Source organism: Aurantiacibacter sp. D1-12 (assembly GCF_028858515.1).
Taxonomy (GTDB): domain Bacteria; phylum Pseudomonadota; class Alphaproteobacteria; order Sphingomonadales; family Sphingomonadaceae; genus Alteraurantiacibacter.
This window is the reverse complement of record NZ_JAPJZJ010000004.1, coordinates 16,234-40,450: the sequence shown is the minus strand read 5'-3', so window position 1 is coordinate 40,450 and position 24,217 is coordinate 16,234. Positions and strand designations below refer to the sequence as shown.

The 24,217-nt window shown below is 62.3% G+C and carries 28 protein-coding genes and 1 tRNA gene; 10 read left to right on the top strand and 19 right to left on the bottom strand.

Annotation, left to right across the window (positions count from 1 at the left end):
* Window positions 1-2: 2 nt before the first annotated feature.
* Window positions 3-1,295, bottom strand: a complete 1,293-nt coding sequence (gene purD / locus OOZ52_RS10055) for a phosphoribosylamine--glycine ligase (RefSeq protein WP_274698388.1) — start codon at window positions 1,293-1,295, stop codon at window positions 3-5.
* On the opposite strand from purD, the gene xseA reads away from it, so the two are divergent.
* Genes xseA through OOZ52_RS10035 form a run of 4 tightly spaced genes read left to right on the top strand, consistent with a single transcriptional unit; the run spans window position 1,294 to window position 4,910 of the window.
* Window positions 1,294-2,748 (top strand): exodeoxyribonuclease VII large subunit, encoded by a 1,455-nt coding sequence (gene xseA / locus OOZ52_RS10050; protein ID WP_274698387.1) that lies wholly within the window; start codon window positions 1,294-1,296, stop codon window positions 2,746-2,748. The two genes, purD and xseA, sit on opposite strands and share 2 nt — an antisense overlap.
* Window positions 2,749-2,808: 60 nt before the next feature.
* Window positions 2,809-3,012, top strand: a complete 204-nt coding sequence (locus tag OOZ52_RS10045; protein ID WP_274698386.1) for a DUF2093 domain-containing protein — start codon at window positions 2,809-2,811, stop codon at window positions 3,010-3,012.
* The gene (locus tag OOZ52_RS10040) at window positions 3,009-3,935 is read left to right on the top strand and encodes a M23 family metallopeptidase (protein ID WP_274698385.1); all 927 of its coding nucleotides are present in this window, start codon (window positions 3,009-3,011) and stop codon (window positions 3,933-3,935) included. Before OOZ52_RS10045 ends, OOZ52_RS10040 begins: the two co-directional genes overlap by 4 nt.
* 12 nt (window positions 3,936-3,947) lie before the next feature.
* Window positions 3,948-4,910 carry an esterase-like activity of phytase family protein gene (locus tag OOZ52_RS10035; protein ID WP_274698384.1) on the top strand — a complete coding sequence of 321 codons (963 nt, stop codon included), beginning with the start codon at window positions 3,948-3,950 and terminating at the stop codon, window positions 4,908-4,910.
* 68 nt (window positions 4,911-4,978) lie between these two features.
* On the opposite strand, the gene rpmB is transcribed toward OOZ52_RS10035, so the two are convergent.
* A complete protein-coding gene (gene rpmB, locus OOZ52_RS10030) occupies window positions 4,979-5,269 on the bottom strand; it encodes a 50S ribosomal protein L28 (protein ID WP_274698383.1) in 291 nt (96 codons plus the stop codon).
* A gap of 114 nt (window positions 5,270-5,383) precedes the next feature.
* Here rpmB and OOZ52_RS10025 point away from each other — a divergent pair, with 114 nt between their 5' ends.
* Window positions 5,384-5,839, top strand: a complete 456-nt coding sequence (locus OOZ52_RS10025) for a nucleoside deaminase (protein WP_274698382.1) — start codon at window positions 5,384-5,386, stop codon at window positions 5,837-5,839.
* Window positions 5,840-5,848: 9 nt separating this feature from the next.
* On the opposite strand, the gene OOZ52_RS10020 is transcribed toward OOZ52_RS10025, so the two are convergent.
* The 15 genes from OOZ52_RS10020 to OOZ52_RS09950 form a co-directional block, all read right to left on the bottom strand.
* Window positions 5,849-6,433, bottom strand: coding sequence for a hypothetical protein (locus OOZ52_RS10020; protein WP_274698381.1), 585 nt, complete (start codon window positions 6,431-6,433; stop codon window positions 5,849-5,851).
* Window positions 6,434-6,476: 43 nt separating this feature from the next.
* A complete protein-coding gene (locus OOZ52_RS10015; RefSeq protein WP_274698380.1) occupies window positions 6,477-7,184 on the bottom strand; it encodes a ribonuclease T2 family protein in 708 nt (235 codons plus the stop codon).
* Window positions 7,181-7,591 (bottom strand): hypothetical protein, encoded by a 411-nt coding sequence (locus OOZ52_RS10010; protein ID WP_274698379.1) that lies wholly within the window; start codon window positions 7,589-7,591, stop codon window positions 7,181-7,183. Before OOZ52_RS10010 ends, OOZ52_RS10015 begins: the two co-directional genes overlap by 4 nt.
* Window positions 7,592-7,636: 45 nt before the next feature.
* A complete protein-coding gene (gene nadC, locus OOZ52_RS10005) occupies window positions 7,637-8,515 on the bottom strand; it encodes a carboxylating nicotinate-nucleotide diphosphorylase (RefSeq protein ID WP_274698378.1) in 879 nt (292 codons plus the stop codon).
* Window positions 8,516-8,605: 90 nt separating this feature from the next.
* Window positions 8,606-9,016 (bottom strand): DUF3035 domain-containing protein, encoded by a 411-nt coding sequence (locus OOZ52_RS10000; protein ID WP_274698377.1) that lies wholly within the window; start codon window positions 9,014-9,016, stop codon window positions 8,606-8,608.
* 30 nt (window positions 9,017-9,046) lie between these two features.
* Window positions 9,047-9,565: a signal peptidase II gene (lspA, locus tag OOZ52_RS09995; protein WP_274698376.1), complete on the bottom strand. Its 519-nt coding sequence runs from the start codon at window positions 9,563-9,565 to the stop codon at window positions 9,047-9,049.
* Window positions 9,562-12,363, bottom strand: coding sequence for an isoleucine--tRNA ligase (gene ileS, locus OOZ52_RS09990; RefSeq protein WP_274698375.1), 2,802 nt, complete (start codon window positions 12,361-12,363; stop codon window positions 9,562-9,564). Before ileS ends, lspA begins: the two co-directional genes overlap by 4 nt.
* A 60-nt stretch (window positions 12,364-12,423) precedes the next feature.
* On the bottom strand, window positions 12,424-13,503 hold the full coding sequence (locus OOZ52_RS09985) for a glycerophosphodiester phosphodiesterase family protein (protein WP_274698374.1): 1,080 nt from the start codon (window positions 13,501-13,503) through the stop codon (window positions 12,424-12,426).
* The gene (locus OOZ52_RS09980) at window positions 13,500-14,426 is read right to left on the bottom strand and encodes a bifunctional riboflavin kinase/FAD synthetase (RefSeq protein ID WP_446698124.1); all 927 of its coding nucleotides are present in this window, start codon (window positions 14,424-14,426) and stop codon (window positions 13,500-13,502) included. Before OOZ52_RS09980 ends, OOZ52_RS09985 begins: the two co-directional genes overlap by 4 nt.
* Window positions 14,423-15,607 (bottom strand): dipeptidase, encoded by a 1,185-nt coding sequence (locus tag OOZ52_RS09975; RefSeq protein ID WP_274698372.1) that lies wholly within the window; start codon window positions 15,605-15,607, stop codon window positions 14,423-14,425. Before OOZ52_RS09975 ends, OOZ52_RS09980 begins: the two co-directional genes overlap by 4 nt.
* Window positions 15,604-16,095 carry a dihydrofolate reductase gene (locus OOZ52_RS09970; protein WP_274698371.1) on the bottom strand — a complete coding sequence of 164 codons (492 nt, stop codon included), beginning with the start codon at window positions 16,093-16,095 and terminating at the stop codon, window positions 15,604-15,606. The genes OOZ52_RS09975 and OOZ52_RS09970 overlap by 4 nt, the downstream gene beginning before the upstream one ends.
* Complete coding sequence (locus OOZ52_RS09965) at window positions 16,092-17,150, bottom strand: 5-(carboxyamino)imidazole ribonucleotide synthase (protein WP_274698370.1); 1,059 nt, start codon at window positions 17,148-17,150, stop codon at window positions 16,092-16,094. Before OOZ52_RS09965 ends, OOZ52_RS09970 begins: the two co-directional genes overlap by 4 nt.
* A gap of 17 nt (window positions 17,151-17,167) precedes the next feature.
* A complete protein-coding gene (gene purE, locus OOZ52_RS09960; RefSeq protein ID WP_274698369.1) occupies window positions 17,168-17,653 on the bottom strand; it encodes a 5-(carboxyamino)imidazole ribonucleotide mutase in 486 nt (161 codons plus the stop codon).
* Window positions 17,654-17,657: 4 nt separating this feature from the next.
* Window positions 17,658-18,344, bottom strand: coding sequence for a 2,3-diphosphoglycerate-dependent phosphoglycerate mutase (gene gpmA, locus OOZ52_RS09955; RefSeq protein WP_274698368.1), 687 nt, complete (start codon window positions 18,342-18,344; stop codon window positions 17,658-17,660).
* 45 nt (window positions 18,345-18,389) lie between these two features.
* Window positions 18,390-18,629 carry a hypothetical protein gene (locus OOZ52_RS09950; RefSeq protein ID WP_274698579.1) on the bottom strand — a complete coding sequence of 80 codons (240 nt, stop codon included), beginning with the start codon at window positions 18,627-18,629 and terminating at the stop codon, window positions 18,390-18,392.
* Between the two features lie 136 nt (window positions 18,630-18,765).
* On the opposite strand from OOZ52_RS09950, the gene OOZ52_RS09945 reads away from it, so the two are divergent.
* The 3 genes from OOZ52_RS09945 to OOZ52_RS09935 all read left to right on the top strand — a co-directional run bounded on the left by OOZ52_RS09945 (window position 18,766) and on the right by OOZ52_RS09935 (window position 21,130).
* Window positions 18,766-18,840: transfer RNA gene (locus OOZ52_RS09945), tRNA-Thr, on the top strand.
* Window positions 18,841-19,061: 221 nt separating this feature from the next.
* On the top strand, window positions 19,062-19,526 hold the full coding sequence (locus OOZ52_RS09940) for a PH domain-containing protein (RefSeq protein ID WP_274698367.1): 465 nt from the start codon (window positions 19,062-19,064) through the stop codon (window positions 19,524-19,526).
* Window positions 19,523-21,130: a PH domain-containing protein gene (locus OOZ52_RS09935; RefSeq protein ID WP_274698366.1), complete on the top strand. Its 1,608-nt coding sequence runs from the start codon at window positions 19,523-19,525 to the stop codon at window positions 21,128-21,130. Before OOZ52_RS09940 ends, OOZ52_RS09935 begins: the two co-directional genes overlap by 4 nt.
* A gap of 9 nt (window positions 21,131-21,139) precedes the next feature.
* On the opposite strand, the gene OOZ52_RS09930 is transcribed toward OOZ52_RS09935, so the two are convergent.
* On the bottom strand, window positions 21,140-21,430 hold the full coding sequence (locus OOZ52_RS09930) for a GNAT family N-acetyltransferase (protein WP_274698365.1): 291 nt from the start codon (window positions 21,428-21,430) through the stop codon (window positions 21,140-21,142).
* A gap of 50 nt (window positions 21,431-21,480) precedes the next feature.
* Between OOZ52_RS09930 and OOZ52_RS09925 the strand changes: the two genes are divergently transcribed.
* Together OOZ52_RS09925 and OOZ52_RS09920 are read left to right on the top strand one after the other, a co-directional pair.
* A complete protein-coding gene (locus tag OOZ52_RS09925; RefSeq protein WP_274698364.1) occupies window positions 21,481-22,476 on the top strand; it encodes a threonine aldolase family protein in 996 nt (331 codons plus the stop codon).
* Window positions 22,473-23,438: a DMT family transporter gene (locus tag OOZ52_RS09920; protein WP_274698363.1), complete on the top strand. Its 966-nt coding sequence runs from the start codon at window positions 22,473-22,475 to the stop codon at window positions 23,436-23,438. Before OOZ52_RS09925 ends, OOZ52_RS09920 begins: the two co-directional genes overlap by 4 nt.
* On the opposite strand, the gene OOZ52_RS09915 is transcribed toward OOZ52_RS09920, so the two are convergent.
* On the bottom strand, window positions 23,435-24,211 hold the full coding sequence (locus tag OOZ52_RS09915; RefSeq protein WP_274698362.1) for an SDR family NAD(P)-dependent oxidoreductase: 777 nt from the start codon (window positions 24,209-24,211) through the stop codon (window positions 23,435-23,437). The two genes, OOZ52_RS09920 and OOZ52_RS09915, sit on opposite strands and share 4 nt — an antisense overlap.
* Window positions 24,212-24,217 lie beyond the last annotated feature (6 nt).

Here is a 24,217-nt window from a genome sequence, read left to right as displayed (position 1 = left end):
GTTCAGCCCTGCTCCAACTCGCGCCCGATCTCCCTATGGCCGATATCGGTGCGGTAGAAGCCACTCGGAAATTCCACGGCTGACACAGCGGCGTAGGTGGCATCGCGTGCGGCTTTGGTGTCGCGGCCCATAGCGGTGACGTTGAGTACGCGGCCGCCACTGGCGACGAGCTGTTCGCCGTCCATCGTAGTGCCCGCGTGGAAGACTTTTGCGCCGCTTGCTTCGGAATGGCCGAGGTGGATCGCCCCGCCTTTTTCTGGTGTGCCGGGATAGCCTTTCGCCGCCATCACCACGGTCATCGCGGTGTCATCGGCGAACTCGGGTTCGGGCATGTCGGCCAGCGACCCCTTCGCACAGGCGAGCATATACTCGGCGAGATCGCCTTTCAGGCGCATCATCAGCACCTGGCATTCGGGATCGCCGAAACGTGCGTTGTATTCGACCAGCTTCACGCCTTCGTTGGTCAGCATCAGCCCGGCGTAGAGCACGCCTTTGTATGGGTGCCCGTGCTTGCGCATCTGGCGCACGGTGGGGAAGACAATCCGCTCGAGCGTTTCGGCCACCAGCGTCTCGTCCAGCACGCGTGCGGGGCTATATGCGCCCATGCCGCCGGTGTTGGGCCCGGTATCGCCATCGCCCACGCGCTTGTGATCCTGCGCGGTGCCAAAGGGGACAACGGTTTCGCCATCGGTCAGCGCGAAGAAGCTCGCTTCCTCTCCGTGCATGAATTCCTCGATCACGACTTCGGCGCCAGCCTCGCCAAACTTCCCGCCGAACATATCTTCGAGCGCTTCTTTGGCATGATCACTGCTTTCGGCGATGACCACGCCCTTGCCCGCCGCTAGACCATCGGCCTTGAGCACAAAGGGCGGCGCAAAGGTGCTTAGCGCCTGTTTCGCCTGTTCGAGCGTGGTGCAACGGACATAGCCTGCAGTCGGGATATTGGCGCGGTCGCACATTTCCTTGGTGAAAGCCTTGGAGCCTTCGAGCTGTGCGGCTTCCTTGCCAGGACCGAACACGGGAATGTTGGCGGCGGAGAGCGTGTCTCCCAGGCCATCAACCAGCGGCGCTTCCGGCCCGATCACGACGAGGCCAATGGCGCGCTCCTTGCAGAACGCCACCACGGCAGCGTGATCGCTCGCATCCAATGTCACCAGCGTTGCGCATTCGGCCATGCCGGGATTGCCCGGAGCCGCGAACAGCGTTCCCCCCTGTTCCTGTATCGCCGCGGATTGCGCCAGCTTCCAGCACAGGGCATGTTCGCGTCCGCCCGAACCCAGGACAAGGATATTCATGGCTGGCAACTCTCCAATCGACGATTCCGGTGATGGCGGACTGGTAGCGAAGGGGCGCGACGGCGACAATGCCGCGCCGCTTTCGATTACCGAAATATCGCAGGCACTGAAGCGGACGGTAGAAGACCGGTTCGGCTTTGTGCGGCTGCGCGGAGAGCTTTCGGGCGTGAAGCGCGCTGCATCGGGCCATCTCTATATGAGCCTGAAAGACGAGAAGAGTGTGCTCGATGCGGTCATGTGGCGCGGTCAGGTAGGGCGCTTGCCGTTCCAACCGGAAGACGGGCTGGAGGTTATCGCGAGCGGCAAGCTGACAACCTATCCCGGGCGCTCGAAGTACCAGATCGTCGTCGAACGGATGGAGATAGCGGGCGAAGGCGCGCTGCTCGCCTTGCTCGAGAAGAACCGCAAGAAGTTCGAGGCAGAGGGGCTGTTCGGCAACATTCGCCGCCTGCCGTTCGCGCCGGAGGTTATTGGCGTCGTGACGTCACCCACAGGTGCGGTGATCCGCGATATCCTCCACCGGCTGGAAGATCGCTTCCCGACGCATGTGATTGTCTGGCCAGTGTTGGTGCAGGGGCAGGGTGCAGCCGAGCAGGTGGCGAGCGCGGTGCGCGGTTTCGGAGCGCTTGAGCCGGGCGGCTTGGTGCCACGGCCTGACTTGCTGATCGTCGCGCGAGGGGGCGGTTCGATCGAGGACCTGTGGGCCTTCAACGAAGAGCCAGTCGTGCGCGCTGTCGCCGAATCGCCGATCCCGGTGATCAGCGCGGTGGGGCACGAGACAGACACGACGCTGTGCGATTTCGCCGCCGACAAGCGTGCGCCGACGCCAACGGCAGCGGCGGAAATGGCGGTGCCGGTGAAGCGCGAGCTGGAAGCGACACTCGATGATCTCGCGCTGCGCCAGCGCAAGGTGGTTATGCGGCCCGTCGATCTGGGTCGCGAACGGCTCGAAGCGCGGGTGCAGCGGCTTCCAGGCGCGAATCAGCTGCTTCAACCGCAGGCGCAGAAGCTGGATGAGCTGGGTGAACGTTTGCGACGCGGGCTGATCGACCGCGCGAGCAAGGGCCGCGAACGTTTGGCCGAAGCGCGGCTCTCACCTGCGATTCTGCGCAGCGCATGGCGCGATGCGGCGCAGCGGCTAACGTCGGCAAGGCTCGCTCCGCAGCTCGTCACACGCCCGATTATCGAACGTCGCCAGCAGCTTGACGCCCTCGCGCGACTTGCCGAGCAGTTGCACCCGGAAAAGCCGCTCTCGCGCGGTTATGCGATGGTGAAAGGCGCGGACGGAAAGGCGGTGACCAGTGCAGCTGCGGCTGGAAGCGAGTCTCTGCTCGGGATCAAATTTGCTGACGGAGAGATACAGGCCACTCCCGGCGACACGCCCCGCAAGCCGCGCAAAGCGGCCAAGCCGAAGGCAAAGGGAGCCGATACGGGGCAGGCCGAGCTCTTCTAGGCCTTAAGGTCCGGTAGAGACCAAATTGCTTTGCGGCCAAGCTGCGCCTAAATAGGGGCCATGCTTATGAACTCGTCAGACAATCCCGCCACTCTGCTTTACGGCCCTAACGGCTTCCGTGTGATCAAACCCGGCCATTTTGTGGTCTGCGCTGTGAGCGGCGTACCGATTTCGCTTGAAGAACTGCGCTACTGGAGCGTGGACCGGCAGGAGGCCTATGCCACTGCACAGCTTGCCACCCAGCGCGCGACGGAAGACGAATGATCGCCTTTCGTGCGATGGCCGTTGGCGCTGCGGTGTTGCTCGCCGGATGCGCCGTTGTGCCGCAAGTGGAACAGGCCCCCGAGAGTGTCGAGGTCGTGCAGCCGGTTGCAACCCAAGCGCCTGCGCCCGCTCCGGCACCAACGCCTACTCCAACTCCGACGGGGCCGGGCACTTTCCTGTTCAATGGCGAGCTGACGCAGGGTGGCTGGATACGCGGGCAAGCACCTGGCGGGACCGTAACGGCACGGCTTGGCGATCAGGAACTCGCGCTTGATGATGAAGGGCGTTTCTTTGCCGCTTTTGACCGCGATGCAGGCGGCAGTGCCGAACTGGTCGCCCGTCTCGAAGACGGGCGCGAGATTCGCAGTCCTATCACCGTCTCCCCGCGCGCGTGGGATATCGAGCACATTAACGCCGCGCGTAGGCCCGGCGGTTCGAGCGAGGCCTTCATGCGGCGCCGCCAGCCAGAGCTCGATGCGATCTGGGACGCGCGCACGGCCAATTCGGATAGTGATGGCTGGCAGCAGGACTTTATCTGGCCGGTCACGGGCCGCATTTCGGGCCGCTTCGGTTCGCAGCGTGTCTATCGCGGAGAGCCGGGAAGCTATCACTCGGGCCTCGATATCGCGCCTGGTGCGGGGGTGCCTTTTGTCGCTCCGGCAGATGGCGTGGTGACGCTTGCCGCCTATGATCCGTTCAGCCTTGAAGGCCATTTGATCATTATCGATCACGGCGCGGGGCTGAACAGCGCTTTCCTGCATGCCTCGCAAATCTTCGTAACCGAGGGGCAGCGCGTGGAGCAGGGTGATCGCCTTGGTCTGATCGGTGCCACCGGTCGCGCAACTGGGCCGCACCTGCACTGGAGCATCAAATGGCACCTTGCGCGACTCGATCCGCTCCTGTTCCTCGGCCCGATGCCATAGCGCGCGACGGGCGTGCTTTCCGTAGTCAGAAATAACAGGCGCGCAGCCATCGCAGTGATTGTCGCGGCGGTGATGCTGGCACTTAGCTGGTGGCGCAGTCCGGTATCGCACCGCCCTTCGACCGCGTTCACTGTGAGTGCTGTGGCGATTCCGGTGCCTGAAGCTGCATCGCCCGTCACAGTCACGGACATATGGGACATCGACGGATCGGGCGCCGGCTTCGGCGGCTTCTCTGCCCTCATCGCCATGCCAGGTGGCCAGCTTCGCAGCTTCTCCGATCGCGGCTGGCGCTTTACCTTTGTTCTGTCCGAACAGGGCCCGCAGGACTTCGCGACCGCGCAGGTCATCCCCGCTGATGGATACAGCTCGCGCCTGTTCGATATCGAGTCCGCCACGCCGTCACCCGACGGAGAGGCCTATTGGCTGAGCTACGAAGCAACCCACGCCGTGCATCGATTTGGCGCGGATGATGTACCGCAAGAGGTGCGTGACCTGTCCGATGATATGGATTGGCCCGACAATAGCGGGATCGAGGCCATGGTGCGATTTGCGGACGGGCGCTTCCTTGTCTTTCCCGAAGTGGGGCCGCTCGGTCACGTGTTCGCAAGTGACCCGACCGAAGGTTCGGCCATACGCCCGTTTCGTGTTGACTGGCCGGAGGAAGGCTACAGCCCCACCGACGCCGCGCAATTGCCCGACGGGCGCGTGCTCGTGCTGCTCCGCCGCTTTTCAATGACGCCGCTGCCGACGTTCGAGAGCCTGATCGTGATCGGCGAGGTGCCGCAGCCGGGGCAAGTATGGGAGCCGGAAGTGTTTGCGCAGCTGGACGAGTTGCTTCCACCCGAGAACTATGAAGGTCTTGCCGTGCGCCCGCTTGCTGATGGCTCAAGCGAACTGTGGCTTATCTCGGATGACAATTTTTCCGCCTTCCAGCGCACATTGCTCGCACGCCTGATCTACGCGCCAGAAGGATAGCGCGCACGAAAAAGCGCGCGAAGGTCAGCCCCGCGCGCGCTTTTTCGAATTCGGACTTGGCGAGTGCTCTAAGCGGCTTCGCTCATCGCTTTCTTCAGCTCACGCTTCACCTTGAGGGCGCGGCTCGAGAGCTTCTCGTCACGAGTCTTGAGCAGCCAGTTGTCGAGGCCACCGTTGTGCTCCACGCTGCGCAGGCCCTGCGTCGAAACGCGGAACTTGAACGCACGGTCGAGCTTTTCGCTCAGCAGCGTAACGTTCTGCAGGTTGGGCAGGAATACCCGCTTGGTCTTGTTGTTGGCGTGGCTAACATTGTTGCCGACCTGACGGCCCTTGCCGGTAAGTTCGCAGATGCGCGACATGGCGAAATCTCTCGCTAATTTGTGATTCGGTTACAGCTTTAAGCTGGGAAAGGCGCGCGCATAGCGGTGGGGGCTGCTTGCGTCAAGCGACTCCGGGCCTTAGCGAAAGGTGCGATGCCCCGTTGGCCCACCCCCGAAGCGATGACCCGCGCGCTGGAACTGGCGCGTGAAGCCGCGCGCGTGGGCGAAGTGCCCGTGGGCGCGGTGGTGGTCAAGGACGGGGTGATCATTGGCGAAGGCTACAATCTCACCCGCTCGTGCCCGGATCCCACCGCGCACGCCGAGATCGAAGCGATTCGCCGTGCTGCCAAGCATCTGGGCGACGAACGCCTGACCGGCTGCGACCTGTTCGTGACACTGGAGCCCTGCGCCATGTGCGCCGGCGCTATAAGCCACGCACGGATCGCGAGGCTTTACTACGCCGCGAGCGATCCCAAGGGCGGCGCGGTGGACCACGGCGCGCGCGTGTTCGAACAGGAGCAATGCCTGCACAAGCCCGAGGTCTATTCGGGGATGAGCGAGGGTGAAGCGGGCGAAATCCTACGCGAGTTCTTCAGAGAGCGGCGGTAGCTCTCAGCCTTATTCCGATTCTGCTTCGCTTCCCCGGCAATTGCTGTCGCCGTAAGCGTCACTGTAGGTCTCTTCCCAGCAGTGATCGAATGCCTGCAGCACGTTCATATTGGGTGGCCATGACATCGTAACGACCGTTCCATCAGGCATGGTTGCCGTCAAATCATCAGGTTCAGGGACTTCAGCAAGTCGCTCCATCGCCAGGGCAAGCCTTTCGCGATCACGCCGCAGGAAAGCAATCGTACCATCGACGTAGTGGTTCCACCCGAAGTCTGCGTCCAGGTCTGCGGGTTTGTATGTCAGCGCGAAGAGAGCCAGCGCTTCATCTGTTTGACCGGCGAAGGCGCGCATCTGCCCTTCGTGCCAGTAGAGGATCGAATTGTGCGCGCGCTTTTCATAGCGCCATTCGCGGATGAGCTCGGCCGCTTCAGCATGGCAGCCCTGCATTGAAAGCGGACGCCAACCACCATCCAAATCCTGATCGAATGTATCGAGATCAAGCGCGAGCATCTCTTCGAGGTCGTACGAGCAATCGACTTCGGTCGGCTGCGGCTCTTGTGGCGTGGAGGCCAGAAGGAGAATTGAGAATAGCATAGTGGTTAGCTTCTTTCACTCAGGCGAATTGCCCTGTGATGAATTACATCCCCCGCCAGATCCGCACTCCATCATCCTCGCCCGGCCCGAAGCGTCGGCGGTCGCAGGCTATCGGCATGAAGTCCCGCCCGTAGCAAATCCGCACTTCCTCCAGCCAACCGCGCTGGTTAACGTCGAGACCTATGGCGCTTGCGGGCAGGCCGGGATTGGCATCGGACAGCCGTGTGCGGATCATTCCGGCGGTGAGGTTGCGGTTGCGCGATAGGCGGTCAAAATCGGGCCAGCGCAGGCTGTTGAACAGAATTCGGGTCACGCGCAGGTAGGTGTCGGCATCGCGGGTCATGCAGCTGCCGTGTTTCTCCCATTGCCGTGCGATCAGGTTCAGATCGGGTTGCATGCAGAGCGAGGCGTTGACCTCGCGCGAGGAGGGCTCGTCACGCGTCGGGCACCACTGCGGCCAGCTGCCATTGGGTCCCTCCGGCCAAAGCCCGTGCACGATGAAGGCGAAGCGCCCGTCATCGCCCGAACATTGCCGCGAGTGGCGGCGCGAATCCTCGCGCAGGCGGCAGAATTCGGGGCTCCAGCTGAGCGCCAGCGTATATCCGGTGACGCGTGTCTGGCGAACCTCACCGTTGCGTTCGACATCGGGCAGCGACACCCGGCCTGTCGGGATCCGGCATTGATAGGCTTGTGCGGCGGCCTGAGCGGGCAGTGCCAGCACAGCAAGTGCCCAGATCACTTTCGTGATCACTCGCCCTTTTCGGCGAACCATTCTTTGGCGTCCGGTCGGAACAGGAAATACACCGCTATCCCGCGCAGCAGCAGCGTGATTAGTCCGGCGATACTGAGTGATCCGAAGCCGCTGCCGAGCGCTGAAACTACGCCGAACAGCATGAATGCAACGAACACTACCAGCACCCATTTCACCCAGCTCTGGCGCTTGCGCGACGCCAGATACCACAGCAGCATGTTCACAAGGATGCCGACAATGCTCGATCCGACGACAAACGCCGAAGAGGAATCTCCCATGCCCAACGGCTCCCACTGTGCAGTAAGCGCGGCAACCTGCGCGTCGTGACTCAGGAAGCTACTGACGGCTCCCATTGCCACGCTGGCGAGGAAGAATAGATCGAATTTACGGATTGAATCAGGACGCACGGCAACCCTCCCTAGGCTGTGCTGAACGGCAAAGATGGCAGATGCTTAGAGCGGGGTAAAGTCGAGACCAATATCGGCAGCGGGTGCGCTCTGTGTGAGGCGGCCGACCGAGACGAACTCCACGCCGGTTGCCGCCTTGGCCTTGATGGTGTCGAGATTGATCCCGCCCGACGCTTCTGTCGGTACGCGCCCGGCGACCAGGGCGACGGCTTCGCGCAAAGTGTCGGGCTCCATATTATCGAGCAGCAGGCGCGTGGCACCGGCGGCAAGCGCGGGTTCGATCTGGTCGATCCGGTCTACCTCGCAAATGATATCCTCTACACCGGCGTCGCGCGCGCGGCGGACCGCTTCGCCGACATTGCCTGCGACGAGGATATGGTTGTCCTTGATCATTGCTGCATCCCACAGGCCCATGCGGTGGTTGCTGCCGCTGCCCATGCGCACCGCGTATTTCTCAAGATGGCGCAGGCCGGGAATAGTCTTGCGCGTATCGAGCAGGGTGCAATCGGGATTGTCCATCGTATCGACATACTGCCGCACCATCGTGGCGATGCCGGAGAGGTGTTGTACGGTATTCAATGCGCTGCGCTCTGCGGTCAGCATGGCGCGGGCATTGCCGGACAGGCGCATCAGATCGGTGCCGGGCGTGACCGCCGCACCTTCCTCCACCAGGATATCGATCTGCATGTCGGGATCCAGCGCGCGGAAGAAGGCTGCGGCAACAGGCAGGCCGGCAACGCGGATCGCATCGCGGCTGTCCATCACGCCGGTAAAGCGCGCATTGGCGGGGATCACGCTTTCGGCGGTAACGTCTCGCCCGCCGCCGGGCAGTCCTTCGCCAAGGTCTTCCGCGAGGGTTTCCGAAACGAAGCGGTCCAGATCAAAGCCGGCCAAATCAAAACAAGGAAGTTCAAATGTGCTCATGGCCGCATGTCATGGCGCAGAGCGCGCGCAGCCTCAAGCGGCAAGCGCAGGCTCACCGGTTTGCAGACAGGTTTTGGCACTGAAAAGGGCTTAGCCCGGGATCACCGACTGTGCCGACTGGCCGTTACCCTCGGGTGCAGCGAGGATCGTGCGCACATCGGTGCCCTTGTCGACCGTGTAGGTCTCTGCATCGCCGACGATGGTGCGAATGCCGGGCTCTGCGACGCCGGCCGCTTCGAGCGCGCTGGTTTCGACAGCGCTGCGCGGGGCAGGGCCGCCAAACAGGGCTTCAAGCGCCTGCTCGGATGCGGTGCCTTCAGCGGGGCGCGGCGCGCCGGGTGCCGGCGGCACAAGGTGGAAATCGGGCGGCACCACCAGCGGAGCCTGCCGCTGCACGGCAAATTCATCCGGGCGTTCGCGATTGCCAAGGTTCACACCTCCGCAAGCCGACAGGCCGGATGCGGCTGCTGCCAGAACGATAATGCGGGTGAATTTTGCCATGTGTACTTCTCTCTAATCGAATGCGGCGCGTTATTCTGCGACTGCGTCCTGCTCGTCTTCGGGTTTCTCGCGCATGAACAGGGCCCGCGCAAGGATAATCACCACGCCGATGGTGATTGCGGCATCGGCAATATTGAAAATCAGGAACGGGCGAAAGTCCCCGATGTGGAAATCGGCATAGTCGATGACATAGCCGTAGAGCGCCCGGTCGCGGATATTGCCCGCCGCACCGCCCAGGATCAGGCCGAGCGCGAAGATATCGCCGAACAGCTTCTCGCGCATCATCCACACGAGCACGACGAGTGCGATGGCCGCGGTTACACCTACCAAAATCCAGCGCATTTCGACACTCGTCGCCTCGAACATACCGAGCGAGACGCCGTAATTGTTCGCGCGGGTGAAATCGAAAAAGGGAAGCAGCGGATAGTTCTCGCCGATCTGGTCGAGGCCCAACTCGTCTACGACGAAGACCTTCACCCATTGATCGATGAAGAATGTGACGGCGGCAATCAGCAGCCCGATCAGACGAAATTTGGCAAGCTGGCTCATGATGCAGCATCCATAGCGGAAACGACGCTGTCGCAGCGGTTGCAGAGGTCGCCATCTTCCGGAACTTCGGGAAGGAGACGCCAGCAGCGGCCGCATTTGGCATCGGTGGACTTGGTGACGCTCACGCTGTCCCCATCGCCCAGTGTGACTGTGCCGGTGATGAACAACTCGGCGAGATCCGCAGCGGAGAAGCCTTCAGGCACGGCGCTTGCTGGCACAGTGACTTCGGCTTCGAGGCCTGAGCGGATTGTTTTCTCACGGCGCAGTGGCTCGATAGCTTCGGTCACGCGTTCGCGCAGAGCTCGCAGCGCTTCCCAGCGTGCAGTGTCCGCATCAGCTTTGGGCAGCTTTTCCAGCTCGAGCATATGCACGCTGCCGCCGTCAGAGTAGCGGGTGCCCCATACCTCTTCGCTGGTGAACACGAGCACCGGTGCGGCGTAGCGGATCAGCGCGTGGAACAGCGTGTCTAGCACGGTGCGGTAGGCGCGGCGTTCGACACCGTCGGGCGCATCGCAATAGAGGCGGTCTTTGCGGATATCGAAGAAGAAGGCTGAGAGGTCTTCATTCATGAAGTCCACCAGCGCGCGGGTATAGGTATTGAAGTCGTAGTCCTCGATCGCGCGGCGCATCTTGGCGTCGAGCTCGCCCAGCAGGCTGAGCATGTAGCGCTCAAGCTCGGGCATATCGGCCACGTCAACGCGCTCTGCCTCGTCGAAGCCCTGCAGCGCGCCGAGCATATAGCGGAAGGTGTTGCGCAGCTTGCGGTATTGGTCGGCAACGCCTTTCAGGATTTCCGGCCCGATGCGGTGGTCTTCGGTGTAATCGACGCTCAGAGCCCACAGGCGGATGATGTCGGCACCGTATTCCTGCATCACCTTGAGCGGATCGACGGTGTTGCCCTTGCTCTTGGACATCTTGGTGCCGTCACCCGCCATGGTGAAGCCGTGGGTCAGCACGCCTTTGTATGGTGCGCGACCGCGTGTGGCGCAGCTTTCGACGAGTGAAGACTGGAACCACCCGCGGTGCTGGTCACTGCCTTCAAGGTAGAGATCGGCGGGAACCTGCAAGTCCGGCCAACGCCCACTTTCGAGCACGAAGGCGTGGGTGCAGCCCGAATCGAACCAGACATCGAGGATGTCGGTGATCATCTCGAAGTCGTCGACATTGTAATCGTTGCCGAGGATGGCCTGCGCATTCTCCTCGCACCAGCCATCAACGCCTTCGGTGTTCACCGCCTCGATGATGCGTGCATTGACCGCTGTGTCGACGAGATACTCGCCGCTCTTGCGGTCAACGAACAGCGTGATCGGCACGCCCCAGGCGCGCTGGCGCGAAAGGACCCAGTCAGGCTTACCTTCGACCATTGAACCGATACGGTTCTTTCCCTTGGCTGGAACGAACTGCGTTTGTTCAATCTCTAAAAGCGCAACGGTGCGCAGCGTCTCGCCATGCTGCTCGCCCATGGGCTTGTCCATCGGCACAAACCACTGCGGTGTGCAGCGATAGATAACCTTGGCCTTGGAGCGCCACGAGTGCGGGTAGCTGTGCTCGTAGTCAGCAGAAGCCGAGAGCAGCGCACCCGCTTCACGGAGATCCGAACAGATCGGCCCATCGGGCGCGTTGAATTTGGGGTTGATGACGCTGCCATTGCGCTCATCGGTGCGCGGCAGCCAGAGCCAGTCCTCGCGATAGCGCCCGTCGGCATCGACCACGAACTTGGGATTGATCCCGTGCGCCTTGCACAGCTCGAAATCGTCCTCGCCATGATCGGGCGCCATGTGGACGAGGCCGGTGCCGCTGTCGGTGGTGACGAAATCGCCCGGCAACAGCGGACGCGGTTCGGCAAAGAACCCGCCGAGATCGTGCATCGGGTGACGGCAGATGGTGCCGGCGAGGTCGGAGCCTTTGAACATTCCAACTTCGAGCAAAGTTTTGCTCGCGCGCTCAGAAAATGCGTTTTGGAGGAGAGGGGACATCAAATATCTGATACCGCCTTCGCCCTCGTAGAGACCGTAGCTCACATCAGGCCCATAGGCGAGCGCCTGGTTCACCGGAATCGTCCAAGGCGTGGTCGTCCAGATCACCGCATGCGCGCCGACCAGTTCCGGAATCGGGCTTTCGACAACCTCAAAAGCAACATCGATCTGCGTCGAGGTGATATCCTCGTACTCAACCTCGGCCTCAGCCAACGCGGTCTTTTCCACCGGGCTCCACATCACCGGCTTCGCGCCGCGATAGAGCTGGCCGCTTTCGGCGAACTTGAGCAGTTCGGCAACGATGCCCGCCTCGGCCTCGGGAGCCATCGTCAGGTAGGGATCGTCCCACTCGCCGGTGACGCCTAGGCGCTTGAACTGTTCGCGCTGCACGTCGACCCACTTCGCAGCATAGTCGCGGCATTCCTGGCGGAATTCGCGCGGCGGGACTTCGTCCTTGTTGCGCTTCTTCTTGCGGTAGAGCTCCTCGACCTTCCATTCGATGGGCAAGCCGTGGCAGTCCCAGCCGGGCACGTAGGGCGCATCCTTGCCGAGCAGGCTCTGCGTGCGCACCACCGCATCCTTCAGCACCTTGTTCAGCGCGTGGCCGATATGGATATCGCCGTTGGCATAGGGCGGGCCATCGTGCAGCACGAACTTCTCGCGTCCCGCACGTGCCTCGCGCAGCTTCTCGTAGAAGCCTTCCTCTTCCCAGCGCGCCAGAATGCCCGGTTCCTTCTGCGGAAGGCCGGCCTTCATGGGAAAATCGGTCTTCGGCAGGAAGACAGTGTCCCGGTAATCGCGCTTGGTAGATTCTTCGCTCATAAGACGGCGGCACCTAAGGCCAAACGCGCCCTTGGGCAACAGGCCATCGCATGTGCCAAGCTAGTCGAGACCAAGACGCGCACGGCGACTATCGAGTGCATCGAGCGCCCGCTCGCGATCTTCGGCGCGACGGCGATCTTGCGAAGGGCGCAATGCGGGGCCGATTGTCCAGATATCCTCGACCACCACAAAGCCGTTATAGCTATCGGGGATCTCGCCCAGCTGCTCAGGCAGAACGATCCCGCGCGGGTGGTTCTCCACGTCGAGCGGGCCGACCACCAGAATGCGGCCGCCGACCGATTTCATCCGGGCAATCGCGCGGTTGGGCCAGCCCCAGATCGGCCATTGCTTATCGAGCGGAACGATAAGCGTGCCATTGCGGCAGCTATCCGGCATGAAGCCAGTCCACGCCATTGCCACATAGTCGCGCGTGCAAGCTTCGGCATCCTCGGCGCTGAAGGCCCAGGCATCGGGATAGTGTTCGCGAATACGGGCGATCACATCGGGGTGGCCGTAGAAGGCATCGCCCGCCTGCTCGACCCGTCGCCGCGCTGCGTTGAGGTGCTCGGCCAGCAGGTCGGCCTCTGCGGGGTCGGCGGACTTGAAGTTGAACATGATCGGCCGACGACCAATCATCTGTAGCGCTTCCTCCAGCGTGGGAATGCGATTGGCGGGATTGCCGCGCAGCGGGAAGGTCTCGCCGCCATCTGCCGTGTAGCGATAGCCTGCGTCGAGCGCCTGCAGCTCCTCCATCGTCGCATCGCGCACATCGCCCGTGCCATTGGTGCGGCAATCGAGCGTCCAGTCGTGGAACACCGCGATCTGGCCATCAGCCGTTGGCGCAATGTCGATCTCGATCATCTGTGCGCCAACATTGTGGAAGGTCTCGCGCATGCTCGGGATCGTGTTCTCGATGTAGGGATGCACCGGCTCCTCGATCCGGTCGGCGGTGCAGGTGTCGCGCCCCACGCCTTCCTGGTCATAGACCTGAGCGACACCGCGATGCGCGATCAGCTTGGGGCTGCCCTGCGGTGTGGGCGCGAGCCAGCTGGCGTTGACCACGGTCAGGATGAGGAACAGCACTGCGAGCACCATGCCGATCCGATAGAGCCAGACTTTCTTGCGGGGAGTAAGTGTCATGCGAGGAGTGATCTTGCCTTTGCACAGTCCCGATCAATCTGCGCCACCAGCGCATCGAGATCGTCAAACTTCGCCTCCGGACGGAGGAAGTGATAGAAGGAAACGTCGATGACTTCGCCATAGAGGTCGCCATCGAAATCAAAGAAATGCGGTTCGAGTAGCTCCTTGGGTGGATCGAACTGCGGGCGAATGCCAAGGTTTGCGGCACCCGTCAGCTCCTGCCCGGTCGAGAGCACCTTGCCGCGCACGGCGTAGACCCCGAAACGCGGGCGCAAATAGCTTTCCATGTCGATATTGGCGGTGGGATAGCCTAGTTCGCGTCCGCGCTTGTCTCCGTGGATCACCGTTCCGCGCACGGTGAATGGGCGGGTGAGAAGCTCTGCCGCCACGTCGCATTCGCCTGCCTTCAGCGCGTCACGGATGCGGCTGGAGGATACCGTCTGGCCCGCCGCACCCACCGGACCGATCGCGCGTGCTTCCACACCGCAGCTTTGCCCGATATCGCGCAGCACTTGCGTGTTTCCCCCGCGCCCTTTGCCGAAGGTGAAGTCCTCTCCCGTCACCACGCCGCCTGCGCCCAGATGTGCGCCGAGCAGTTCGCGCACGAAGCTCTCTGCCTCCATCGCCGCAAGACCATCGCCAAAATCGAACACGAGCATCGCATCCGCACCCGCTTCGGCAAACAGCTCCTCGCGCTGGTCGAGGCTGGTCAAACGGAACGGTGGCACATGCGGCGCGAAATGGCGCACCGGATGCGGATCGAACGTGGCGACGATGGCAGGGCGGCCTTCGCGCTTTGCCCATTGCACCGCCTCGGCCACGACATGCTGGTGGCCGAGATGGAAGCCATCGAAATTTCCCAGCGCAATCACCGCGCCGCGCAGGTCTTCGGGCATCGTATCGCTGTGCGAGAGGCGCATCAGTTCGCGTGTCCCATGGGCGCTATCCCCGTGCGGAGAACCCGCAGTGCATTCAGTCCCATGATCGCGCGGATATCCTCTTCGGAGAACCCTGCGTCCATCAGCGCCTGCGTCACATGCACCACATTGGCGGTGTCGAAGCCGACGGCAACCGATCCGTCGTAATCGCTCCCCAGCGCGACATGTTCTACACCCACCAGGTCGACAATATGCTGCATGGCGGCGACGATGGAGGCGGGCGAGGTGTCGCATACAGCGCCGTCGAAGTAGCCTACGCCGATGACCCCGCCCGTTGCCGCGACGCCGCGAATCTCATCATCGGTAAGGTTGCGGTTGACCGGGCAGGTCGCCTGCACGCCGCCGTGGCTGGAAACCACGGGGCGGCGCGCCATAGCCAGCACTTCGCTGACGCACTGGTGTGAGCAGTGCGCAATATCGACAATGATGCCGAGCTCTTCCATCTCTCGCACCATTTCGCGCCCAAAGTCGGTCAGTCCGCCCTTTTCCTCGCCGTGCATCGACCCGGCGAGCTCGTTGTCGAAGAAATGGGTGATGCCTGCCATGCGCATGCCATCATCGTAAAGGCGCTGGAGGTTTTCCGCGCGCCCTTCCAGATTGTGCAGCCCTTCGACCGAGAACATGCCACCGATGGGGCGACCGGTGACATTGCGCGCCGCCAGCAGTGCGTCCACGTCCGCCGGAGAGCGGATCGTTCGCAGCGCGTCGGGCGCTTCATTGGCCGCCAGTTCCAGCCGCGAGGCGTGCCAGCGTGATCGTTCGAGTAGTGACCCCCATGTCGGGTAAGGCTGTAACTGGCCGATTGCCATCAACGTCATATTGTCGCGCGCGTCGGCGGAATTCTCGTCGAAATTGAGGCCCGCGGGTGACTTGGTGACACTGGAGAAGACCTGAAGCGTGACGTTGCCATCGATCAGGCGCGGGAGGTCAACGTGGCCGCGGTCTGCGCGTTCGAGCGGGTTTCGCTTCCACATCAGGGTGTCCGAATGCAGGTCAACAATGGTCAGCGTCGCATGCAGCGCGAGCGCTTCTTCGGTCACTTCGGGCAGCCCGGTGCCTTCGATCTGGTTCATGCTGCGCTCGGCAATGCCGGGCCCGAACACGAAGAAAATCGCCAGCGCGAGCGCGAGCACGAGAAGGGCAATGCGGATGATGCGCATTTTCATCGGCGTCGCTCGAAAGTGACGAAATCGAAAGGAGGGAAGCCTTCTACCGTACGGGGAACGCGCGCCACTTCGTGCCAGGTGGGATCATCGCCGGGTCCGGGCATGGTGACATCGCCTTGGGTGTCCTCATGCACCTCGGTCAGCTCGAAGCGGGTGCCGTAATCGCGCAGCAGGTGGAAAATCTCCGCCCCGCCGATCACCGCGAAGTCACCGTCGCCCACCAGCGCGAGCGCCTCGTCTACACCTGCGGCTGTTTCGGCCCCCTCCGCCTGCCAGTCGGCTTGCCGCGTCAGCACAATATGCCGACGTCCGGGGAGCAGCCCGGGCAGGCTTTCAAATGTCTTGCGCCCCATGACCATCGGCTTGCCCATTGTCAGCGCCTTGAACCGCTTGAGGTCTTCGGAAATCGCCCATGGCACCTGTCCGTCGCGCGCGATCACGCCATTGGTGGCGCGGGCGACGATGAACAGGACTTCGTGCCTCCTCACCCCTCACCCACCCGCGTGATATGGCCCATCTTGCGCCCTTCGCGGGCTTCGGCCTTGCCATAGAGGTGGAGGTGGGCGCGCGTGTCGGAAAGGTGGTTGACCACTTCAAGAGCGGTCTCGCCGATCAGGTTGTCCATGACGATCCGCTCGGCAACGCTGGCCGTGTCACCCAGCGGCAAGCCGGCAATCGCACGCACGTGGTTTTCAAACTGGCTGGTGACCGCGCCTTCGATGGTCCAGTGGCCAGAATTGTGCACCCGCGGCGCCATTTCGTTGAACACCGGGCCATCGGCTGTCGCGAAGAATTCGCACGTCAGCACGCCGACATAGCCGAGCGCTTCCGCCACTTTCTGCGCCAGTGCGCGCGCTTCGGCGACTTGCTCGCCAACGATAGCGGGAGCAGGCAATTCGGAATGGGCAAGGATGCCATGTTCGTGTGTGTTGTGGGTTGAATCCCAGAACCGCACCTCACCGTCACGAGCGCGCACCAGAATGACCGAGAACTCGCAGTCGAAGTGGACCATGCCTTCATAGACACTGCCGCTTTGCGGCACGCGAATGCCCTGTGCGTCATGCGCCTGCGCGAGGCGCCACTGGCCTTTACCATCGTAACCGTCGCGGCGGGTCTTGAGGATGCCGGGCGCACCGACGCGCTCTACGGCATCGGCCAGCTCGCTATCGTGATCGACCGCAGCGAAAGGCGCGGGCCTACCGCCAACATCCTCGACAAAGCGTTTCTCTCGCACCCTGTCCTGCGCAATTTCGAGCGCCTTGGTGCCGGGGGCGAGCAAGTCTGCCGGAATGGCAGAGAGCGGTTCAACAGGCACGTTCTCGAATTCGTAGGTCACGACATCGCAAGCAGCGGCAAAGGTGGCGAGCGCCTCGCGGTCGTACCACGGCGCGCAGGTGAACTCGGCGCTGACTTCGGCGGCCACACTGTCCTGTTCGGGAGCGTAGATATGGCAGCGATAGCCGATCTGCGCGGCAGCGATAGCCATCATGCGGCCGAGCTGGCCACCACCGAGTATGCCGATTGTCGCGCCCGGTTTAAGCACTTGCCCCCGCGCCTCGATCAGAGATCAGACGGCGTTTCCGCCACCTTACCGGTCTGCGCCGCGCGGTATTCTTGCAGGCGGGAAGACAGCGCCTCATCCCCCAGCGCCAGGATCGATGCCGCCATAATGCCCGCATTGGTCGCGCCCGCCTCGCCAATCGCCAGCGTGCCCGTGGGGACACCGGCGGGCATCTGTACGATGGAGAGCAGGCTGTCCATGCCGCTCAATGCCTTCGATTGCACCGGAACACCAAGCACCGGCAGATGCGTGAGCGCGGCGACCATGCCAGGCAGGTGAGCTGCTCCACCTGCGCCGGCGATCACGACTTTGAAGCCTTCGTCCGCCGCGCCCTTGCCAAAGGCGTGCAACCGGTCGGGCGTACGGTGAGCCGAAACGATGCGCGCTTCATAGGATACGCCCAGTTCATCGAGCACCTTGGCGGCGCATTGCATAGTCGGCCAGTCGGACTGGCTGCCCATGATGATGGCAACTTGTGCGCTCATGAAATCACGAATCCTTCAGGTAATAGCGTTCGCCAGGCTGCATGTTCTCATCAAAGTCATAGATGATCGGCTGGCCGGTGGGAATCTCGAGCCCGGTGATATCATCATCCGAAATGCCCGAGAGGTGCTTGACCAGCGCGCGCAAGCTGTTGCCGTGCGCAGAAATGATCACCGTTTCACCCTTCTTCAGCTCGGGCAGGATCGTGCTTTCCCAGTAAGGAAGCACGCGCTCGATGGTAAGCTTCAGGCTTTCGGTTTGCGGTACGTCGATGCCGTCATAACGTGGATCGTTGCCGGGATCGTACTTGTCGCCCTTTTCCATCGGCGGCGGCGGCACGTCGAAGCTGCGGCGCCAGATGTGGACCTGCTCGTCACCATGCTTTTCGCGGGTTTCCTGCTTGTTGAGGCCAGTAAGGCCGCCATAGTGCCGTTCGTTGAGCTGCCAGTTTTTGATCTCGGGTATCCAGATGCGGCCGGCCTCTTCCAGCGCCAGATGCAGCGTCTTGATCGCGCGCTTCTGCACGCTGGTGAAGGCGAGTGTGGGCAGCACGCCCTTTTCCTTCATCAGGCGCCCTGCTTCGCGTGCTTCTTCGACGCCTTTTTCGGTGACATCGACATCCCACCAGCCGGTGAACCGGTTGGCGAGGTTCCATTCACTCTGGCCGTGGCGGACAAGGATCAGTTTGGGCACGTTTGGGTCGCTCCTGATTGGGCGGTGTTGACGAGAGAAGGCGCGTTAGCTGTCCTTGCTCTCTTTGGAAAGGGAATCGGGCTTGTCTTTCGCGAGGACCTCCGTCCTCGCGTCCTCGCTAGGCACGCAGCAAGCTGCGTCCGCTGCGGGCGGGCGGTCGCCCTTGCGAGCCTGCGGCTCGTTTGCATTGCTATCCGACATCGCCTTGGCTTGCGATTTGCGGCGGCGCAGGTTCTCGCGCAGTTTGGCGGCGAGGCGTTCTTCTCGGGTCTCGTCTTTGCTCATGGCATGGTCTATTGCCGTAAGGCGCGTTTCGTCTCAAGCTTGGCTTGACATTCGCGGCGCACATGACAATAGCGCGCGCCTGCCTGACGGGTAATGAAACGCACGGTGATTCTGGTCACCGGCCCGCAGGATCGGAGCCGCGGTAGCTCAGTGGTAGAGCGCACCCTTGGTAAGGGTGAGGCCGAGAGTTCAATTCTCTCTCGTGGCACCATTTTTATGGATGTTTGTTTTTCGCATCGACCTCCGTCGATGCGTCCTCGCTAGATGCGCAGGCAAGCTGCGTCCGCTGCGGGCGGGCAGTCGCCCTTGCGGCCCTTTGGGCCGTACTCTGCGACGCGGTAGAGAGTGCGCCAGGCCCCAGGCGCGAAAAACAAGACGTCTCGCTCTTTCGCCTCTTCCCAAACGGGCTGTGTTATTCCTATACATCACCGCATGGACGATACCGAACTTACCCAGCTTGACCCTTCATACACCACTGTCATGCGGATCGAGGGGCTGCTGGCCACTCTTCCCTTTGTTATTGGCGCGGCGGTGCTTTCTATTGCCGAGGTTGTTCCCGCCTGGGTGCCGGGCGTGCCGGTGCTCATCCTTGCCATAATCCTGATCGGCATCTTGCCGCTCAAGCGCTATCGCACGCGCGGATACGATATGAGCAGCGACCGGCTACGCGTGGTGAAAGGGGTGCTGTTCCATTCGGATACTGTCGTGCCGTTTAGCCGGGTGCAGCATCTTGACGTTGAGCAGGGGCCGCTGGAGCGGATGTTCGGCATCGCGCGGTTGATCCTGCATACTGCGGGCACGCACAATTCTTCAGTGACGCTGCCGGGTCTGAGGCACGAGATTGCCACCACCATGCGCGAAGATATTCGCCAGCATGTGAAGCGGGAATCGATGTGAGCGAGGTCGAGGTAGCCTCCGCAGGCGAGGAGATCGAGGTCGGCGAATGGCGGCGCGTATCAGGGCTGTCAATCGTGGTTCAGGGCGTACGTACGCTCGGCAGCGCGATTATCCCGGCAGCCTTCATTCTGTTTGGTGCGGCCAGCAGCGAAGACATGCTGGGCAAAGTCGCACCTTATGCCATTCCGATCCTGCTCTTCATTATTGTGGTGAACATCGTGCCCGCGTGGCTCACCTGGTACCGTCTGCGCTACAAGATCGGTGCGAACGATGTGCGGCTGGAGCAGGGCATTCTCAGCCGTTCGGCCCGCTCGGTTCCCTATGACCGCATCCAGGATGTTAGCCTCGAACAGAAGCTGATCCCGCGCCTGCTGGGCCTTGTCGAAGTGAAGTTTGAAACCGGCGCCGGAGGCAAAGACGAGCTCAAGCTTTCCTATGTCAGCGAAGACGAGGGCGAGCGCCTGCGTGAAGTGGTGCGTGAGCTGGTAGAGGGTGCTGATGAGGCAGCTATGGCCCCGGCCGCGCTCGAGCAGGGCGAAAAGCCGCAGGCCGTGGCGAAAGACACCGCCAGTACCCTGCTGTTCGATATGCCGCCGAAGCGCCTCTTCACCTTCGGGATGTTCAGCTTCTCGCTGGTGATCTTCGCAGTCATCATGGGTGTGGCGCAGCAATTCGAAATGTTCCTGCCCTGGGGTATCGAGGACTTGGTCGACCGCGTTGTCGAAGATGAACAGATCCGTGAAGCGACCGGCTATTTCAGCAGTCTCGGCTTCGCGGCGAAAGTGATGGCAGTGATCTATGCTTTGGTGACGATCATTGTGGTCGGCGTGGCTAGCGGCGTGGCCAAGACCTTTGTGCGTGACTGGGAATTCCGGCTGGAGCGGACAGGCAAGGGCTTTCGTCGCCGCCGTGGCTTGCTGACCAAGACCGACGTGGTGATGCCCGTCCACCGCGTGCAGGCGCTTGTCGTTTCGACCGGCTGGCTTCGTCGCCGCTTTGGCTGGCACGGACTATCGTTCATTTCGCTCGCGCAGGACTCGGGCAAGGCCAACCACGATGTCGCGCCTTTTGCGAAGATGCATGAGATCGCACCGATTGCTCAGGAAGCTGGCTTCTCGCTGCCCGATGGCGATGAGGAATGGCGGCGGCCCAGCTCTGCGTTCTATTTCGACCGGGGGCTGATCCAGGCGCTGTTTGTTGCGGTGATCGGGATCGCGGTGCTGACCATTGCCGCTGTCGAGGCCTCCGGCATGGTGCCGGGGCTGTTCGTCATCGGCGGGATCGTTCTGGCCATCATCGCCTTTATCGCGGCACGGCAATACTATCTCTGGCATTATGATCGCCACGCCCTCGACCCCGCACAAATCCTTTCACGTCGCGGCTGGCTTGCCCCGCGCACGCAGATTGCCAACCGCGTGAAATTGCACTCGGTGGAAATCGAGCAGGGACCGCTCGGCCGCTGGCACGGCTACTGCGACCTCGTGTTCGGAATGGCAGGTGGCAGCTTTGCTTTCAGAGGGCTGAGCGTGGACAACGCGAAGCAGTTGCGTGCCGCCGTGCTCGACAGCATCGCCTCGGTCGATTTCGCCAATCTGCCCAGATAGCCGTAGCGCCTAAGCGCGCAGGTCTGCCCAGTCAGGTTGCTTGTCGAACTGCGCCGCGACATAGGGGCAGCTCGGGTTCACTTTGAAACCTTGCTCGCGCGCATCGGCAATCAGCGCTTCGACCAGTTTGAAGGCAATTCCCTTGCCGCGCGCCTGCGGCGGGGTGAAGGTGTGGTTGGCATTGCGTATGCCATTGCGCTCAACCCAGGTCAGTTCGGCCTTTACGTCCGTTCCTTCGACATCAGCGTAATAGGCGCCCTTGGCTTCCTCGATCACGCGGGTGATTTCTATAGCGGCCATAAGTTTCTCCTTCTTGCGCCAAACGGGCCGTGGGGCCATGGCGTTCCACTATGCAGTTTCTTTCAGATAATGCCGCTCCCGTGCATCCCAAGGTCTGGCAAGCCATGCGGGCTGCCGACGCGCCCGATACGCCGTACGATACCGATGCACTGAGCCGCGAGCTCGATGCGCGTTTCTCCGCGCTGTTCGGGCGCGAATGCGCGGCGCTGTGGGTGGCCACAGGCACGGCGGCCAATTGCCTCGCGCTGGCGACGATGGTGGAGCCGCACGGTGGTGTCGTCTGCCACGAAGAGGCACATGTCGAAATGGACGAATGCGGGGCAGCAGGGTTCTACCTCCACGGTGCAAAGCTGCTGCTGGCCGAGGGTGAGGGCGCTAAGCTGACGCCTGCGGATATCGAGCACGTGCTCGCCGGGATTACGCGCGGCGTGCATCAGGTGCCCGCGCATGCCGTGTCGATTACGCAGGCGAGCGAATATGGCCTTGTCTACCGTCCGGAAGAACTGGCGGCGGTTGGCATGTTAGCCAATGATAGCGGCCTTGGCTTGCACATGGACGGCGCGCGCTTTGCCAATGCGGCGGCCTTTCTGGACTGCGCACCGGCAGAGGCGGTTGGCCCTGCACAGGCGCTGAGCTTTGGCTGCGTCAAGAACGGCGCGATGAATGCCGAGGCCATCGTGTTCTTCGATCCCGAGAGGGCCGAGCTGGTCCGCTGGCGACGCAAACGCGCGGGCCATCTGCAAAGCAAGGGCCGCTTTATGGCGGCGCAGGTGCTCGCAATGCTCGACAATGATCTGTGGCTGGACAATGCGCGTGCTGCAAACACCGTCGCGGGCGTGATCGCAGAGGGCGCGGGTGACCGGCTTGTCCATCCGCACGAGATCAACGAGCTATTCGTTCGCATGACACAGGAAGAGCGCAAGGCACTGCGCGACCAGGGCTTTGCCTTCTACGACTGGGACGACGCGTGCGTGCGGCTGGTGACCAGCTGGGCGACCGATCCCGATCATGCCGCCGCACTGGCCAAGGCGATATCCGCGTTATGAGCACACAGCAGGCCAGCATGCTCAGCTGGCGCGTCATTGTCCCGTTCCTGCTGACCGGCACGATCTGGGGTTCGACCTGGTATGTGATCACCGGACAGATCGACGGTGTGCCCGCCGCTTGGTCAGTGGCCTATCGCTTTGCGATTGCGACCCCGGCGTTGTTCCTCGTCGCCATGCTGATGAAGCGACGGCTTCGCTTGACGCGGCCCGAGCATCTGCTTGCGGCGCTGGTCGGGCTCTTCCAGTTCGCCGGCAACTTCCTCTTCGTCTATCACGCCGAGCTCTATGTCACCTCCGGCATCGTCGCGATGATGTTCGCGCTGCTGATGGTTCCCAACGCGATATTCGGGCGGATATTCCTGGGTGAGAGGGTGCAAGGCGGCTTCGTGATCGGGAGCATGGTGGCGATTGTCGGCGTCTCCTTCCTGCTCTGGCACGAATGGCAGGCCAACCCCGATGCGGGTGTGATAGGCGGCAATGTCGGGCTGGGCATTTTTCTCGCCTTGCTCGGAATTTTGGCAGCCTCATTTGCCAATGTGGTGCAGGCCAACCCGACCGGGCGCGCGGTACCGATGGTCAGCTTGCTTGCTTGGGCGATGGTCTACGGCACTTTGTTCGACATCGTCTTTGCTTTCGTTACCACAGGGCCGCCGCCGCTGCCTTCGCGTCCCGAATACTGGATGGGGATCGTCTATCTCGCGCTGATCGGCACGGTGATCACCTTCCCGCTACACTACAATCTGGTGCGAGAGATCGGGGCTGGGCGGACGGCCTATAATTCCATCGTCACAATCTCGGTCGCCATGCTGCTGTCGACGCTACTTGAAGGCTATCAGTGGACCGTGACGACGGCGCTCGGGATGGTGCTTGCGGTGGTGGGAATGGTGCTGGCATTGCGGGCGAGGCGGCAGAAGAGCGTGCAGGTCCAGCAATCCGGTAGCCTGCGGCACGACGCGGACTAGAGCAAACTTCTGAGACCTTTGCGGTAGGTAGGAAACTGCGGCTGCCAGCCGAGCACGCGCTTCGCCTTGCCGTTCGCAACGCGGCGGTTCTCGGCATAGAAACCGCGCGCCATTTCGGAGAGGCCTGCCTCCTCCATCGTTTGCAGCGGTGGGGGTTCTTGCCCGAGAAGCGCGCAGGCATGTTCGATCAGCTCGTTCTGGCTGCACGGCAGATCATCGCCGAGGTTGTAGGCCCCCGAAGGTGCATCGCTACTCATCGCCGCGGCCACGCCGCTGGCAATGTCTTCCACGTGCACGCGGCTGAACACCTGTCCTGGCAAGTCGATGCGATGGGCCTTGCCGCTTCGTATTCGGTCGAAAGCGCTCCGGCCCGGCCCGTAGATGCCCGGCAAGCGGAACACATGCGCGCGGCGTTCCAGCCACAGCGCATCGCACTCCGCGCGCGCAGTGCGTCGGCCCGTTCCCGTTGGCGAGCCTTCATCGACCCACGCTCCGCCGGCATCGCCATAGACGCCAGTGGAGGAGAGATAGCCGAGCCGTTTGCCAGCCAGCGCATGGCCGTAAGTGCTTAGTACCGGGTCGGCCTCATCGCGCGGTGGGACCGAGGACAGTACGTATTCTGCGCTCTTCAGAGCTGACGTCACGGCGGTATTGTCAGTAAAGTCCACATCACCATCACTGCCGGTGGCGGACACTTTCCAGCCAAGAGCCACGGCCTGCGCCTTGACGCGTTTCGCGGTGTAACCGAGGCCAAATATGAACAGATTTGCCATGTCGAG